This is a genomic window from Pseudomonas sp. GW821-FHT07F01 (assembly GCF_059418825.1).
Genome location: NZ_JBWKQO010000001.1, coordinates 90876 through 105171, shown reverse-complemented (window position 1 = coordinate 105171; position 14296 = coordinate 90876). Strand labels below are relative to the sequence as shown.

At 66.6% G+C, this 14296-nt stretch carries 16 protein-coding genes; 11 read left to right on the top strand and 5 right to left on the bottom strand.

Annotated features, from left to right (window positions below):
- Positions 1-166: 166 nt before the first annotated feature.
- A complete protein-coding gene (locus AC07R1_RS00415) occupies positions 167-1183 on the bottom strand; it encodes an AraC family transcriptional regulator (protein WP_210672233.1) in 1017 nt (338 codons plus the stop codon).
- A 171-nt stretch (positions 1184-1354) separates the two neighbouring features.
- Between AC07R1_RS00415 and AC07R1_RS00410 the strand changes: the two genes are divergently transcribed.
- Positions 1355-2206, top strand: coding sequence for a 3-hydroxybutyryl-CoA dehydrogenase (locus AC07R1_RS00410; RefSeq protein ID WP_015634954.1), 852 nt, complete (start codon positions 1355-1357; stop codon positions 2204-2206).
- Positions 2199-2795: a TetR/AcrR family transcriptional regulator gene (locus AC07R1_RS00405; RefSeq protein ID WP_011060465.1), complete on the top strand. Its 597-nt coding sequence runs from the start codon at positions 2199-2201 to the stop codon at positions 2793-2795. Before AC07R1_RS00410 ends, AC07R1_RS00405 begins: the two co-directional genes overlap by 8 nt.
- Before the next feature lie 3 nt (positions 2796-2798).
- Here AC07R1_RS00405 and AC07R1_RS00400 read toward each other — a convergent pair whose 3' ends face one another.
- Entirely contained in the window at positions 2799-3434 is a 636-nt protein-coding gene (locus AC07R1_RS00400; RefSeq protein WP_053157415.1) for a response regulator transcription factor, read from the bottom strand.
- Complete coding sequence (locus tag AC07R1_RS00395; RefSeq protein ID WP_495109945.1) at positions 3431-5332, bottom strand: PAS domain-containing sensor histidine kinase; 1902 nt, start codon at positions 5330-5332, stop codon at positions 3431-3433. The genes AC07R1_RS00400 and AC07R1_RS00395 overlap by 4 nt, the downstream gene beginning before the upstream one ends.
- A 373-nt stretch (positions 5333-5705) precedes the next feature.
- Between AC07R1_RS00395 and AC07R1_RS00390 the strand changes: the two genes are divergently transcribed.
- The 5 genes from AC07R1_RS00390 to AC07R1_RS00370 all read left to right on the top strand — a co-directional run bounded on the left by AC07R1_RS00390 (position 5706) and on the right by AC07R1_RS00370 (position 11059).
- Positions 5706-7328: an acyl-CoA synthetase gene (locus AC07R1_RS00390; RefSeq protein WP_015634950.1), complete on the top strand. Its 1623-nt coding sequence runs from the start codon at positions 5706-5708 to the stop codon at positions 7326-7328.
- A 196-nt stretch (positions 7329-7524) separates the two neighbouring features.
- Positions 7525-9297 (top strand): acyl-CoA dehydrogenase C-terminal domain-containing protein, encoded by a 1773-nt coding sequence (locus AC07R1_RS00385; RefSeq protein ID WP_011060461.1) that lies wholly within the window; start codon positions 7525-7527, stop codon positions 9295-9297.
- A 120-nt stretch (positions 9298-9417) separates the two neighbouring features.
- Positions 9418-9831, top strand: a complete 414-nt coding sequence (locus tag AC07R1_RS00380) for an LIC_13387 family protein (protein WP_019095109.1) — start codon at positions 9418-9420, stop codon at positions 9829-9831.
- Positions 9832-9881: 50 nt separating this feature from the next.
- Positions 9882-10484, top strand: coding sequence for a hypothetical protein (locus AC07R1_RS00375; protein WP_019095110.1), 603 nt, complete (start codon positions 9882-9884; stop codon positions 10482-10484).
- Between the two features lie 50 nt (positions 10485-10534).
- Positions 10535-11059: a hypothetical protein gene (locus AC07R1_RS00370; RefSeq protein ID WP_019095111.1), complete on the top strand. Its 525-nt coding sequence runs from the start codon at positions 10535-10537 to the stop codon at positions 11057-11059.
- Between the two features lie 94 nt (positions 11060-11153).
- On the opposite strand, the gene AC07R1_RS00365 is transcribed toward AC07R1_RS00370, so the two are convergent.
- Positions 11154-11339, bottom strand: coding sequence for a DUF2188 domain-containing protein (locus AC07R1_RS00365; protein WP_011060459.1), 186 nt, complete (start codon positions 11337-11339; stop codon positions 11154-11156).
- Positions 11340-11434: 95 nt separating this feature from the next.
- Positions 11435-11641, bottom strand: a complete 207-nt coding sequence (locus AC07R1_RS00360; RefSeq protein ID WP_015634945.1) for a DUF6021 family protein — start codon at positions 11639-11641, stop codon at positions 11435-11437.
- 163 nt (positions 11642-11804) lie between these two features.
- On the opposite strand from AC07R1_RS00360, the gene AC07R1_RS00355 reads away from it, so the two are divergent.
- The 4 genes from AC07R1_RS00355 (at position 11805) to AC07R1_RS00340 (ending at position 14272) form a co-directional block, all read left to right on the top strand.
- Complete coding sequence (locus tag AC07R1_RS00355; protein WP_011060457.1) at positions 11805-12434, top strand: HAD family hydrolase; 630 nt, start codon at positions 11805-11807, stop codon at positions 12432-12434.
- 317 nt (positions 12435-12751) lie between these two features.
- Positions 12752-12940, top strand: a complete 189-nt coding sequence (locus AC07R1_RS00350; protein ID WP_015634943.1) for a DUF1843 domain-containing protein — start codon at positions 12752-12754, stop codon at positions 12938-12940.
- A 36-nt stretch (positions 12941-12976) separates the two neighbouring features.
- Positions 12977-13612, top strand: a complete 636-nt coding sequence (locus AC07R1_RS00345) for a DUF1842 domain-containing protein (RefSeq protein WP_103291320.1) — start codon at positions 12977-12979, stop codon at positions 13610-13612.
- Between the two features lie 51 nt (positions 13613-13663).
- Positions 13664-14272 (top strand): DUF1842 domain-containing protein, encoded by a 609-nt coding sequence (locus AC07R1_RS00340; RefSeq protein ID WP_495109944.1) that lies wholly within the window; start codon positions 13664-13666, stop codon positions 14270-14272.
- Positions 14273-14296: the final 24 nt, after the last annotated feature.

Genomic DNA, 14296 nt, shown 5'->3' with positions numbered 1-14296 from the left:
CTCCTACAAGGGACTGCATGACGGGACGAAATCCGTAGGAGCCGGCTTGCCGGCGAACAGGCCCTCGGATCGGGCGGTGATCTTGCGGGCGCCTTCGCTGGCAAGCCAGCTCCTACGGGGGGCTGTGTGACGGGACGAAATCCGTAGAAGCCGGGATGTCGTGGAATCAGGCGGGGGCTGGCTGGAAACGGGCGCGGTAGCGCCCGGGACTTTCGCCGGTCCACTTCTTGAACGCGCGATGGAAGGCGCTGGGCTCCTGGAAGCCGGTGAGTTCGGCGATCTCGCTGATGCTGACGGAGGTGCGCCGTAGCAGCTCGACGGCGACGCCGCGGCGCACTTCGTCCTTGATTTCCTGGTACGAGCCGCCTTCGCGCTCCAGGCGCCGGCGCAGGGTGCTGGCGCTCATCTGCACTTCGCGGGCGAAGGCTTCCAGGGTCGGCCACTGGCTGTAGTGGCTGCCCCGCAGGCGCTGGTGCACCTGGGTGGTCAGCCCGTGCTGGTTGCGAAAGCGGATCACCAGCCACTGCGGCGCGCTGCGCAGGAACACCTTGAGCGAGGCCAGGTCCTGGACCACCGGCAGGCGCAGGAAGCGGCTGGCGAATTCGATCTCGGTGCGCCCGGCGTTCCAGCTCAGGTTGCTGCCCCACAGCAGCGCATCGTCGCTGAGGCTCAGGCGCGAGTGGCGAAAATCGGCGCGGTCGATGGGAATCCGTCGCCCGCCGAGCCAGCACAACAGGCTGATAACCAGCACCAGCAGGGTTTCCTCGGCGTAGTGGCTGCGCAGCGGGTCGGCGCAGCGGCTGTCGAGGCTGATCACCGCGCGCTTGCCCCGCAGGCTGAGGCTGGCGCCGACGTCCCGTAAAAACAGGCCGAAGTTGTTCAGGCACTGGCGCAGGGCCTTTTCCAGATTGGGCTCCTGGATCAGCCCGCGGCAGATCAGGGCAAAGGCCCCCGGCGGCATGCCCCGGGAGTCGAGCTGGAAGAATTCGTCCTGCAACTCGCGGATCTGGATCAGCCACAGGGCGGCAAAGGCACTGCCGGGCACCCGCGCCCGGGGCTGGTCGAGCAACGCCGGATCGATACCGGCCTCGCGCAGCACGGCCGCCAGCCGCGCCGGCTGCTGGCGCAGGGCGTGGGTCATCACCCGGACAAAGTAGACCGCGACCGAATCCGATTCACGCATGTAGAGGCTGTGCTCCCGTAGCTGGACCTATGGCAAAAAACGCCAGCACGCTTGACCGCTTTCGGCATAGGCCGGCCACCGCGCCGGGCTCTAGACTCGCGCTGGATAATGCGCTGTGCAAGGCAACCGCGCCATGCTCCGCGAAGGCAATGAACAAAGGAAGAGCTGAAGATGAATCTTGCGAATATCGGGGTGATCGGCGCCGGCACCATGGGCAACGGCATCGCCCAGGTCTGCGCCCAGGCGGGCTTTGACGTGACCCTGCTGGACATCGCCCAGGGCGCCCTGGAAAAGGCCCTGGCCACCATCGGCAAGAACCTCGACCGCCAGGTGAGCAAGGGCACCCTCGGCGAAGACGACAAGCTCGCCGCCCTGGGTCGGATCCGCATCAGCACCGACTACGGCGTGCTCAAGGATGCGCAACTGGTGATCGAAGCCGCCACCGAGAACCTCGACCTCAAGCTCAAGGTGCTGCAGCAGATCGCCGCCCAGGTCAGCGCCGAGTGCGTGATCGCCTCCAACACCTCGTCGCTGTCGATCACCCAACTGGCCGCCAGCGTCAGCGCGCCCGAGCGGTTCATCGGCCTGCACTTCTTCAACCCGGTGCCGGTGATGGGCCTGATCGAGGTGATCCGCGGGCTGCAGACCAGCGACGCGACCCACGCCCTGGCCATGAATATGGCCCAGCGCCTGGGCAAGACCGCGATCACCGCCGGCAACCGCCCCGGTTTTGTGGTCAACCGCATCCTGGTGCCGATGATCAACGAGGCGATCCTGGTGTTCCAGGAAGGCCTGGCCAGCGCCGAGGACATCGACGCTGGCATGCGCCTGGGCTGCAACCAGCCGATCGGCCCGCTGGCCCTGGCCGACCTGATCGGCCTGGACACCCTGCTGGCGATCCTCGAAGCCTTCTACGACGGCTTCAACGACAGCAAGTACCGCCCCGCGCCGCTGCTCAAGGAAATGGTTGCCGCCGGCTACCTGGGGCGCAAGACCGGTCGGGGTTTCCATCACTATGGCTGAGCGTTGCTCACGCTTTGCCGAAAGCCGCGACAAGGCCCTGGAGCTGTTCGCCAGCAAGGGCTTCGGCCAGGTCGGCATGCGTGAGCTGGCGAGCCATCTGGGGCTGACCCCGGGCTCGCTGTACCACCATTACCCGAGCAAGCAGCACCTGTTGCTGGACCTGATCGAGGAGTTCTTCGATGAGCTGCACAGCACCCTCAAGCGCCTGCAACGGCGCAAGTTGCAGGGCGACTGCCTGCCGGCGCTGATCCGCGCCCACCTGAAGCTGCACCGGGAATTGCCGCGGCATTTCCGCCTGGTGGAGCGCGACAGCGGCTGCCTCAATCCCGACCAGCAACTGCGGGTCGGGCAATTGCGCGAACGCTACGAACAACAGCTGGTGCAGTTGCTGGGCACCCCGACCGGCCTTGGCCCACAGGCGCAGCGCGCAGCGGCCCATGCTTTGGCCAACCTGCTCAACAGCGCCCCTAGCTGGTTCAGCGAACAACCCCTGGCCGAGCGTGAACGCGAAGCCCTGTTGGAAAACCTGCTGAGCGGCGCCATCGAGCGGCTGCTGGGCGGCGTGCCCGTGCGCAGCGCGGTGGCCTGAGCCTCAGCGCAGGTGCAGCGGGTCTACCAGCCCGGCGGCAATGGCCATGCCCACCAGTTCCGGCAGGTGTTCGGCCTGCATGCGTTTCATCACCCGTGAGCGATACAGGTCGATGGTCTTGATGCTGACCCCCAGTTGCTCGGCAATCTCGCGGTTGGTGTAGCCCTGCACCAGCGGCAGCAACACGTCTTTCTCCCGTGGCGTCAGGCTCTCCAGCAACCCTTGCACCCGGGCCTGCCCGGCACTCTGGTTCTGATGGCGGTCGGCGCGGCTCAGGGCCTGCTGCACGCTGTCCAGCAACAGCTGTTCGTTGTAGGGCTTTTCAATGAAGTCCACCGCCCCGGCCTTGAACGCGCGGACCACGATGGGCACGTCGGCGTGGCCGCTGACAAAGATCAGCGGCAGGCGGATATCGCGCTGGCGCAGCTCTTCCTGAACGTTCAGCCCGCCCATGCCGGGCATGCGCACATCCAGCAGCACGCAGGCATTGAGGCTCGGATCGCAGTGTTCGAGAAACTCGCGGCCACTGGTGAAGGGCAGCGCCTTGAGCCCCACCGACTCCAGGAGCCAGACGGTGGAGTCGAGCATGCCCGGGTCGTCGTCGACCACATACACCAGTTGCTGCGCCACACTCGTCATTGCCTTGCTCCTGTCGTTGCGGGGGAAGTTGCCTGGGACGTTGCCGAGGGGTCGGCCGGGGCACTGGCCGGCAGCCGGCAGCACATGCGCAGGCCGACGGCCTGGGGCTGGGCCTGCAAGTCGCCGCCAAAGCCCTCGACGATGCTGCGGCTCATGGACAGCCCGAGCCCCAGGCCATTGGCCTTGCTGGTGTAGAACGGGGTGAACAGCTGCGGCAGTTGCTCGGCGCAGACACCGGGGCCCTGGTCGCTGACGCTGATCTGCACCCCGCCTTCGGCCGTCGCCTCGGCGGCCAGCACAATGTGCGAGCCCTGCTGCCCATGCACTTCGCGGTTGGCCTCGATGGCGTTGCGCAGCAGGTTCAGCAGCACCTGCTCCAGCAGCACCCGGTCGGCGTACACCGGCGGCAGATTATCCGCCAGCTGCAAGTCGATCGTCACCTGGCTGGCCTGGGCTTCCCAGGCACACAGGCGCACGGTTTCCCGGGCCACTTCGGCGATGTCCAGGGCCTGCACCCGGCGCCCGCCCTTGCGCAAAAAGGCCCGCAGGCGCTTGATCACTTCGGCGGCGTGGGTCGCCTGCTCGGCAATCCGTTCCAGGCCCTGGGCCACCTTGCGGGCGGCCTCGGGCTGGGTGCCCAGGGCCTGCAAGTAGCGCTGGCTGGCATTGGCGTAGTTGACCACTGCGGCCAGCGGCTGGTTGATCTCGTGGGCGATACCCGAGGCCAGTTCGCCCAGGGTCACCAGGCGCGCGGTGTGGGCCAGTTCGTCCTGGTGATGGCGCTGCTGGGCTTCGCGCAGTTCGCGCTCGCTCTGGTCGTGGGCCACCAGGGAATAGAAACGCTCGCCACTGGCCGAGCGGTGGGCCAGGAGCATCAGCGAGACCGGCACCGAGGCGCCGCCGGCCGGCGGTTGCAGGCGCGCCTCGATGTTCCAGCGGCCGCTGTGTTCAGCGCGGTCCCAGCCTTCGCGTTGCAGGCTGTCGAGTACCGCAGCGCTGAGAATGGCCGCCAGTGGCGGCATTGCCTGCCCGTCGCCGAGCCCCAGGGTGCGCCGCGCCGCCGGGTTGAGGTAGGTGACCGCGCCGCCGGGCTGGATGAACAGCACCGGGTCGGGGTTGGCCTCTACCACTTCCGCCAGGCGCCGCTTGTTCTCTTCGGCCTGGACCCGGGCGGTGATGTCCCGGGACACCGCCACCACTTCCACCACGGTGCCGGTGTAGGTGTCGCGAATGCCGCGGCAGGCGGTTTCGAACCACAGGTAGTGGCCGTCGCGATGGCGGATGCGATAGGTCATGGTGTGGTAGCCGTCCTGCTCCAGGGCATCGCGGGTGCGCTGCATCAGCCCGGCCAGGTCCTGGCTGTGGAACAGGCTGCGGGCCAGGCGCCCGCGCAGTTGCTCGGGCCAGTAGCCGAGCAGGGTCCAGGAGGCCGGTGAGGCGTCGAGGAAGCTGCCGTCCGGGGTGTGCCGGGAAATCAGGTCAGTGGTGTTTTCGGTGATCAGGCGGTACAGGCGCCGGGCCTTGGCCGACTCGCGCTCGGCCCGGACCTGGGCCGTGGCTTCCTGGCAGCGCGCCAGCACCCGCTGGCGATGCGGATCGGGGATAAAGCTCCAGAGCAGGATGCGCTCGCCCCACTGGGCTTCCACCTGCTCGATGGCCCGCTGCTGTTCCAGGCAGGCCCGCACCAGGGCTGGGTGGTTGACCGGCAGCAGGGCCGCGAGATCGCCAGTGGCCGCATCGTCCAGCCACTGGCGCAGTGCCGGGTTGAGGTCCAGCGGCTGCGCCTGGGCGTCCAGCAGCAGGCTGGGTTGCGGGTCGTGGCCGAGCCAGGGCGAGTCCGGCAACTGGCCTGCACGCTGTAGCTGCAACCAGCGGCTCAGGTGGGTGGAGGTGGGCATCATCGATCAACCTGTGGGTGGCAACAGCAGATTTTCAATATAGTACAACTACCATACAACTCAGGTAGTACTTCCATATCAATCGACAAACAGTATATAAAAGACCCCGGATAAGTCACCGAGCTTTCGCTGGGTGTGCTGCGTACCTGTAAGGAACGCCTGATAAGGATCGCCTGACCGTAGGAGCTGGCTTGCCAGCGAAGGGGCCCGTGAGAGCGCTTTCGCCGGCAAGCCGGCTCCTACGGACCAGGGTGTTCTTGAGATCGCTTTCGCCGGCAAGCCGGCTCCTACAGTGGGTGCCCCCAGGTACACAGCACGCGCCACCCAAGCCTCGGCCAATAGAGCTAATAATCAGCCACCGGGTACCCGAACCATGTCCATCTACGAGCAAGGCCTGGCGCCGACTGCCGTCAACCATATCGCCCTCTCCCCCTTGAGCTTCATCGAGCGTACCGCTGCGGTTTACCCCGATTACCCGGCGGTGATCCACGGTTCGATCCGTCGCACCTGGGCCCAGACCTACAGCCGCTGCCGGCGCCTGGCCTCGGCCCTGGCCGGGCGCGGCATCGGCAAGAACGACACGGTGGCGGTGATGCTGCCCAACATCCCGGCAATGCTCGAAGCACACTTCGGCGTGCCGATGATCGGCGCCGTGCTCAATGCCCTCAATGTGCGCCTGGACGCCGAGGCCATCGCCTTCATGCTGGCCCACGGCGAAGCCAAGGTGCTGATCGCCGACCGCGAGTTCCATGAGGTGATCCACGCCGCCGTGGCCATGCTCGATCACCCGCCCCTGGTGATCGACCTCGACGACCCGGAGTACGGCGAGGGCCAGCCGGTCAGCGAACTGGACTACGAAGCGTTCCTCGCCGAGGGCGATCCCGAGTTTGCCTGGCAGTGGCCCGATGACGAGTGGCAGGCCATCGCCCTGAACTACACCTCGGGCACCACCGGCAACCCCAAGGGTGTGGTCTACCACCACCGCGGCGCCTACCTCAACGCCCTGGGCAACCAGATGACCTGGGCCATGGGCAACCACCCGGTGTACCTGTGGACCCTGCCGATGTTCCACTGCAACGGCTGGTGCTACCCCTGGACCGTCACCGCCCTGGCCGGGGTGCACGTGTTTTTGCGCCGGGTCGACCCGCAGAAGATCCTCGACCTGATCCGCGAGCACCAGGTCACGCACCTGTGCGGCGCGCCCATCGTGCTCAATGCCCTGGTGAACATGCCCGACACCGCCAAGGCGGCCATCGACCACCCGGTCAACGCCATGGTGGCCGGGGCCGCGCCGCCGGCCAAGGTGATCGGCGCGGTGGAGGAAATGGGCATCAAGGTGACCCACGTCTACGGCCTGACCGAGGTCTATGGCCCGGTGACCCTGTGCGCCTGGCACGCCGCCTGGGATGAACTGCCCCTGGAACAGCGGGCGCAGATCAAGTCGCGCCAGGGCGTGCGCTACCCGACCCTGGAAGGGGTGATGGTGGCCGACCCGAAAACCCTCGAACCCACGCCCCGGGACGGCCAGACCATCGGCGAGATCTTCATGCGCGGCAATACCGTGATGAAGGGCTACCTGAAGAACCCCACGGCCACCGCCGAAGCCTTCGAGGGCGGCTGGTTCCACACCGGCGACCTGGGGGTGACCCACCCGGACGGCTACGTGGAGATCCGCGACCGGCTCAAGGACATCATCATTTCCGGCGGCGAGAACATTTCCACCATCGAACTGGAAGGCGTGCTCTATCGCCACCCGGCAGTGCTGGAAGCCGCGGTGGTGGCCCGGCCCGATGAAAAATGGGGTGAGACGCCCTGTGCCTTCATCACCCTCAAGGCCGATCATCAGGACGTGCGCGAAGCCGAGATCATCGCCTTCTGTCGCGAGCACCTGGCAGGCTTCAAGGTGCCGCGTACCGTGGTCTTCAGCCCGTTGCCCAAGACCTCCACCGGCAAGATCCAGAAGTTCGTCCTGCGCGACATGGCGAAAAACCTCTAGCCTGAATACACCTACCCAGCCCTTGTAGGAGCTGGCCGGGCGGCGCTTCGCTTGCCAGCGAAGGCGTCGGCCAGGGCGATGCATGGCTTGCGGGCCCCTTCGCCGGCAAGCCGGCTCCTACATGGTGGCGGGGTTTTCGTTGTCGATTCATGCGGCCGAGGCCGCTCAACCTCCACTTTTGCCCGAGGTTCCTGCAATGCCCGAATTCAACGCTCCGCTGCGCGACATGCGCTTTGTCCTGCATGAAGTGTTCAACGCACCCAAGCTCTGGGCGCGCCTGCCGGCCCTGGCCGATACCGTGGACGGCGACACCGCCGACGCCATTCTCGAAGAAGCGGCCAAGGTCACCGGCAACCTGATCGCCCCGCTCAACCGCAGCGGCGACGAGGAAGGCGCCAGCTGGCACGCCGGGCAGGTGCGCACCCCGGCCGGTTTCAAGGAGGCCTACAGCACCTATATCCAGGGCGGCTGGGTCGGCCTGAGCGGCAACCCGGCCTACGGCGGCATGGGCATGCCGAAGATGCTCGCGGTGCAGTTCGAGGAAATGCTCTACGCCGCCAATTCCAGTTTCGCCCTGTACTCGGCCCTGAGTTCCGGCGCCTGCCTGGCCATCGACGCCCACGCCAGCGAAGCGCTGAAACAGCTGTACCTGCCGCCGATGTACGAAGGCCGCTGGGCCGGCTCCATGTGCCTCACCGAGGCCCACGCCGGCACCGACCTGGGGATCATCCGCACCCGCGCCGAGCCCCAGGCCAACGGCAGTTACCGCATCAGCGGCAGCAAGATCTTCATCACCGGCGGCGAGCAGGACCTGACCGAGAACATCATCCACCTGGTGCTGGCCAAGTTGCCGGACGCCCCGGCCGGGCCCAAGGGCATCTCGCTGTTCCTGGTGCCGAAGATCCATGTGGACGCCAACGGCAATCTCGGCGCGGCCAACGCGGTGAGCTGCGGTTCCATCGAGCACAAGATGGGCATCAAGGCCTCGGCCACCTGCGTGCTGAACTTCGACGGCGCCAGCGGCTGGCTGATCGGCGAGGCCAACAAGGGCCTGGCGGCGATGTTCACCATGATGAACTACGAGCGCCTGTCCATCGGCATCCAGGGTATCGGCTGCGCCGAGAACTCCTACCAGAACGCCCGAACCTACGCCCGCGAGCGCATCCAGAGCCGCTCCCCGGCCGGCCCGGTGGCCAAGGACAAGATCGCCGACCCGATCATCGTCCACCCCGATGTGCGGCGCATGCTGCTGACCATGAAGGCCATGACCGAAGGCGGCCGCGCCTTCGCCAGCTACGTCGGCCAGCAGCTGGACCTGGCCAAGTTCGCCGACCAGCCCCATGAGCGGCACAACGCCGAGGCCCTGGTGGCGCTGCTGACCCCGGTGGCCAAGGCGTTCTTCACCGACACCGGCCTGGACAGTTGCGTGCTGGGCCAGCAGATCTTCGGCGGCCACGGCTACATCCGCGAATGGGGCCAGGAGCAACTGGTGCGGGATGTACGCATCGCCCAGATCTACGAAGGCACCAACGGCATCCAGGCCCTGGACCTGTTGGGGCGCAAGGTGGTGGGCAACGGCGGCGTGGCCCTGCGCCTGTTCACCGGCGAGATCCGCGACTACGCCTACCTGCCCGGCGCCGCCTACGCCGCCGAGCTGCTGGATGCGGTGCAGCGCCTGGAAGACCTCAGCGACTGGCTGCGTGAACAGGCGGCGCAGAACCCCCACGCGGTGGGCAGCGCCTGCGTCGAATACCTGCAGCTGTTCGGCTACGTGGCCTACGCCTACCTGTGGGCGCGCATGGCCCAGGTGGCCGAGCACAAGCGTTCCGAGGACGACGGTTTCTACGGTGCCAAGCTGGCCACCGCGCGCTTCTACTTCAGCCGCATGCTGCCGCGCATCCTCAGCCTGGAGCAGAGCATCCGCGCCGGCAGCGCCTCCTTGTTCGGCCTCGACGCCGAGCACTTCTGAGCCCCTGGGCAGGGCGCCCGGCGCCCTGCCCCGTGCCGGTAAAAAAGCCGCGCCCGCAGGTGCAAAACCCCGGGCGGCCCGGCATACTCCGCGCACCCGAGCACCGCCCAAGGAAGAAACGTGTTGGCCCCCGCCCTGATCATCGCCAGCTCAGCCATCGTGCTGCTGCTCGGCACCCTGCACCTGATCTACACCTTCGCCACCGACAAATTCCAGCCCCGTGACCCGGCCCTGGCCGAACGCATGCGCCAGGTGTCGCCGATGATCACCCGCCAGACCAGCCTGTGGCGGGCCTGGGTCGGCTTCAACGCCAGCCACAGCCTGGGCGCCATGCTGTTCGGCCTGGTCTATGGCTACCTCGCCTGGCTGCACCCGGCCCTGCTGCTGGAGGCCCGTGGCTTGCTGCTGATCGGCCTGGGGTTTCTCGCCAGCCTGTGGGTGCTGGCGATTCGTTACTGGTTTCGCATTCCCCTGGCGGGCATCAGCATCGCCCTGGTGCTGTTCGCGCTTGCCTGCGGTTTGCTGTTGGTTTGAACCCAGCCCACCACACACTCTCATCGGCCCTGTTTTTTTCGAGTCTCTGCATGTCGCCCCTGCACACCTTCTGGTCCCGGCTCTACTACCTCCTGTGCTGGATCGCCGTGGCCGCACAATTGGCCACCATGATCCGTTGCAACCTGCACCTGATCGTCCCCCGGGAAGTCGGCGGCACGCTGTTCGGCGGCTCCATGGGTTTCATGCTGTACCTGGGCGGCTGGGCCTTCAGCGTCATCGGCCTGGGCCTGGCCGTGCTGACCCGGGTGCCCGGCGCCCGCCTGGCCTGGATCATCGGTGGGCTGGTGCAGTTGCTGCTGGGCCTGTGGTGGCGGATCCACTACCCGGATGATTTCGACGGCAACCTGATCTTCAGCATCCAGGCCCGGGAGCTGGACTATGTGATGGTCTTCGGTTTCGCCCTCGTCTACAGCGGCATCTACCTGTTGCACCAGCAGCGGCTCAAGCCGAGAGCCCCCGCCACCCTCCGTGAGCTGTCGTTGCGGATTGCATGGGCGGTGTTGCTGGGGGGCTTCTTCATCCCCCCCTTGGTCAATGCCAGCAAGGCGCCCCTGCCGTACTGCGCCTTCAACCGGGCCGGCGAACAGTTGAGCCTGTGCCTGGGCCCTGGCACCCGGGTCATTGTCGACTGACCGTCAACCCCGCCTCTTTCTTGCTTCACCAAACCTCGATGAGTGTGCCCATGTCTCGCCTGTTTACCCTGTGGTTGTGGCTCTACCGCCCTCTGTGCTGGATCGTCGTTGCCGCGCCCTTGTCGCTGATGCTGCTGTGCGACGTGCAGATGATGCAGCCGCGGGATGTCAGCAGCACGCTGTTCGGTGGGGCCATGGGCTTTCAGCTGTACCTCTTTGTCTGGGTGCTGTGCCTGATCGGCCTGGCCGTGACCCTGCTGACCCGGATGCCCGGCGCGCGCCTGGCCTGGCTCCTGGCCGGGCTGGTGCCGCTGCTGCTGGGCGCCTGGTGGCGGCTCGACTACCCGGATGACCAGGACGGCAGCCTGGCCATCAGCCCCCAGAAGTGGGAGCTGGAGTACATGATGGGCATCACCTGTGTGTTCGTGGTCAGCGGCCTGTACTTCTACTGGCGCCGCCGCCTCGCCCCGCGGCCCGCCGCCGACAACGCCGATGAGCTGTTTCTGCAGACCCTGTGGGCACTGGCCCTGGCAGCAGCCTTCATCCTCCCGCTGCTGAGTTTCATGCAGCCGTAATTGCGCCCCGCTGCGCCCTCGCCCCGTCCGGCCATGCCCCCGACCAGGCATAAAAAAGCCCCGAACCGGTCGGGGCTTTTTTCCTGCCTGGGCGCTAGCCACCGGTGGCGGCCGGTCGTTGCCTGCGCGCCGGCAGGGCGGCGGCAAAAGCCATGGCCTCTTCCCGGGTGCCGAAGGTAGCAAGCCGGTCACCCGGCGTGCAGACCTTCCAGGGCCCGTGGTTGACGCTCAAGACCTGATAGCCGTTGATCTGCAGTTTGTTCAGCAGCGGCGTGCTCATGGACACCTCCTTTTTCCTCGGCGAGCCTGGGGCTTGGGCGTTTTACCTTACACCCGCCACACCGCCCGGCGACTGCCGCATGTCGGCGCGCCGGGTCACTTCTTCAGGTTGGCCAGGGGATCGTAGGCCCGCGAGCGCTTGCGCCGGTGCTCGGGTTCAGGGCGGTCCAGGGGTGCCCTGGCCGGGCCTACCGGGTCTACCTGGGGGTCGGCCAGGTCTGGCGAATCGGGGTCGAAACCCGGGTCATGATGATTCGAGGCATGCTCGGACGAGCGCGGCCCCGTGGGGTTCTTGGCAGTCATGGGCAGCTCCTGTGCCAGCCTGGAAAAGGCCGGATACAGGGGTTGGATCACGATTCGTGGCCAGGGTGCCGCCGAGCGGACCAGCGGCCAGCGGCAAATTGCATTGTGCTGCCGGGCGTCGCAGGATGGCGCCTGGCCCATAACCGCTCAAAAGGACGTGTTCATGACGATTCGTGCCGTGGTTTTCGATTTTGGTGGCGTGCTGTTCGACTGGAGCCCGCACCACCTGTACCGCCAGCTGATCCCCGACGATGAGCGCCGCCAGTGGTTCCTCGACACCATCTGCACCCAGGCCTGGAATACCCGGCAGGACGCCGGCCGCAGCCTGGCCGAGGCGACCCGCAGCCTGGTGGCCGAGCACCCCGACCATGCCCCCTTGATCGAGGCCTATTACGGGCGCTGGCCGGAAATGCTCAAGGGGCCACTGGATCAGGGCGTGGCCCTGCTGGAAGAACTGCACCAGGCGCAGGTGCCCCTGTTCGGGCTGACCAACTGGTCCCGGGAAACCTTTCCCTATGCCTGGGACAATTACCCGTTTCTGCAGCGCTTTCGCGACATCGTGGTGTCGGGGCAAGAGCGCCAGATCAAGCCGGATGCCGAGATCTATCACACGACCCTGGGGCGCATTCGTGCGCATTTGCCGGGGGTGGCCCCCGAGGAACTGGTGTTCATTGACGACCATGCGCCCAATATCGTCGCCGCAACGGCGCTGGGGTGGCATGCGATTCATCATGTGACGGCGGCTGAGACGCGGCGCCGGCTGGAGGAGTTGGGGGTGGTCCGAGCGCACTGACACCCCGTAGGGGCTGGCTTGCCAGCGAAGGCGCCGGCCAGGGCGATGCATGGCTGTCGCGGGCCTCTTCGCCGGCAGCCGGTGCCTACGCTCGCCCCCCTTTCTCACCCCCTCCTATCGCCATCCGCAATCACCTCCCGCCTGCATATCGCCCTTTGGAATGTCTACAAAATCAACCCTTTACCGACCGTGAATCCACCGGTCGGAAACCCACAAAATCAATGTGCCATTACCCTGCCAATTCCACCCGCGCTGCTTAACTGCAAAAGCTGCCGAGTAGCGCAGCACCCCATCCACACCCACGGAAGGCAAACGCCATGAGCAATGCATCCCAACATGTGATCCCCCCCTACGGAGTCGCCATCCAGTCGGCCATCAGCGAAGGCAAGCTGCCGGAGATGAAAGCCCTGCTGGCCAAGCGCGATCCGGCCAGGAACGAACCCAAGGATCTGCACAACGCCTACGAACAGCTGGCCAAGGAAGTCGCCCGCCTGGAACGCCGCTGATCGCGGTTCCCCTGTCATTGAATGGAGGCAAAGCAAATGTCCGGCAACTACTCGCAAGCCGAAGGCCTGTTCCCCCTGAGCTACCGCATCGGCACCTCGCAACCCGGCGCACCCACCCTGATCCTCAACCTGCTGGCCTATACCCCGGAACACAGTGTGCGCGGCACTTCCAGCATCACCCAGGCGGTCAACCCGCCCCTGGACCTGCACAGCGATGTCTGGGGCCAGTACACCTACCTCACCGTCATGCCGCCCAGCACCAGCAAGATCCTCATCACGGCCCAGGGCGACCAGGGCGGCCCGGGGTCGAACTCGGTGATCAACTTCAAGCTGCACCTGGTGGTCAGCGACGACTGGAAGGAAGGCGTGGCCAACTATCAGTACTACAACGGCCACAGCTGGGTGACGGTCAACCAGGTGCCCGCCCACCTGCAGGAAACCGTGCAGTCCAGCACCCTGTCGGCCCCTCTGCACCGCGGCCAGCCCAACCATCCGCTGCCGCCGATCTCGGCGCTGTACGGGGCGCCGATCCACGGTGCCATCGCCAGCGGTGACCTGGCGCAGATGAAGAGCCTGCACAAGGTCGCCACCCAGCAACTGGAACAGCTGCCGCTGATCCGCACCGCACTGGTGGCCGCCAAGGCCGAGATCAGCCAGCAGGAGCGGCGCTGAGCCCGGCCGTCCATCGAACCTGATGTCTTCAAGAAGATAAGGAGTTGCAGCATGACAATCGGACTGTTCCATACCCGCCTCATCGTCGCCAACCCCGTGATCGGTGGGCCGGTGCTGACCCTCGACCTGCTGGTCGATACCCCGAAGAAACGCGTCAGCGGCGTTGCCCGCGTGACCCAGAGCACCTCGCCACCGGTGCAGTTCCACACCGACGTGTGGGGCGACTACTCCCAGGTCAAGCTCGACCCCTCCAGCGAGGGGCACATCATCCTCAGCCTGGCCGGCAATCCCAGCGGCCCCACCAGCCAGATCGCCGAGACCTTCCATCTGCAGGGCATCCTCGGCCTGGACTGGGCCAGCGGTTTCGCCAGCTACAAGTACCAGTTCCAGGGGCACTGGCACGTGGTGCAACACGCCGCCGTGAGCCCGGCCCCGGTGGAGCAGGCGCAGGCGGCGGACTACGCCAGCCAGGCCGGCCCGGCCGCCGAAGTGCGCCACCCGCTGTACGCCGTGGCGCTGCAGCAGGCCCAGGCCAGCGGCGACCTGGCGCGGCTCAAGGCACTGGTGGCCCAGGGCGAGCAGCAACTGGCCAACGCTGACAACCTGACCCAGGCGGTGCAGCAGTTGCAGGCAGAAATCAGCCGCCTGGAACAGCGCTGACCACCAGCCCCCGGGGCCGTCCGC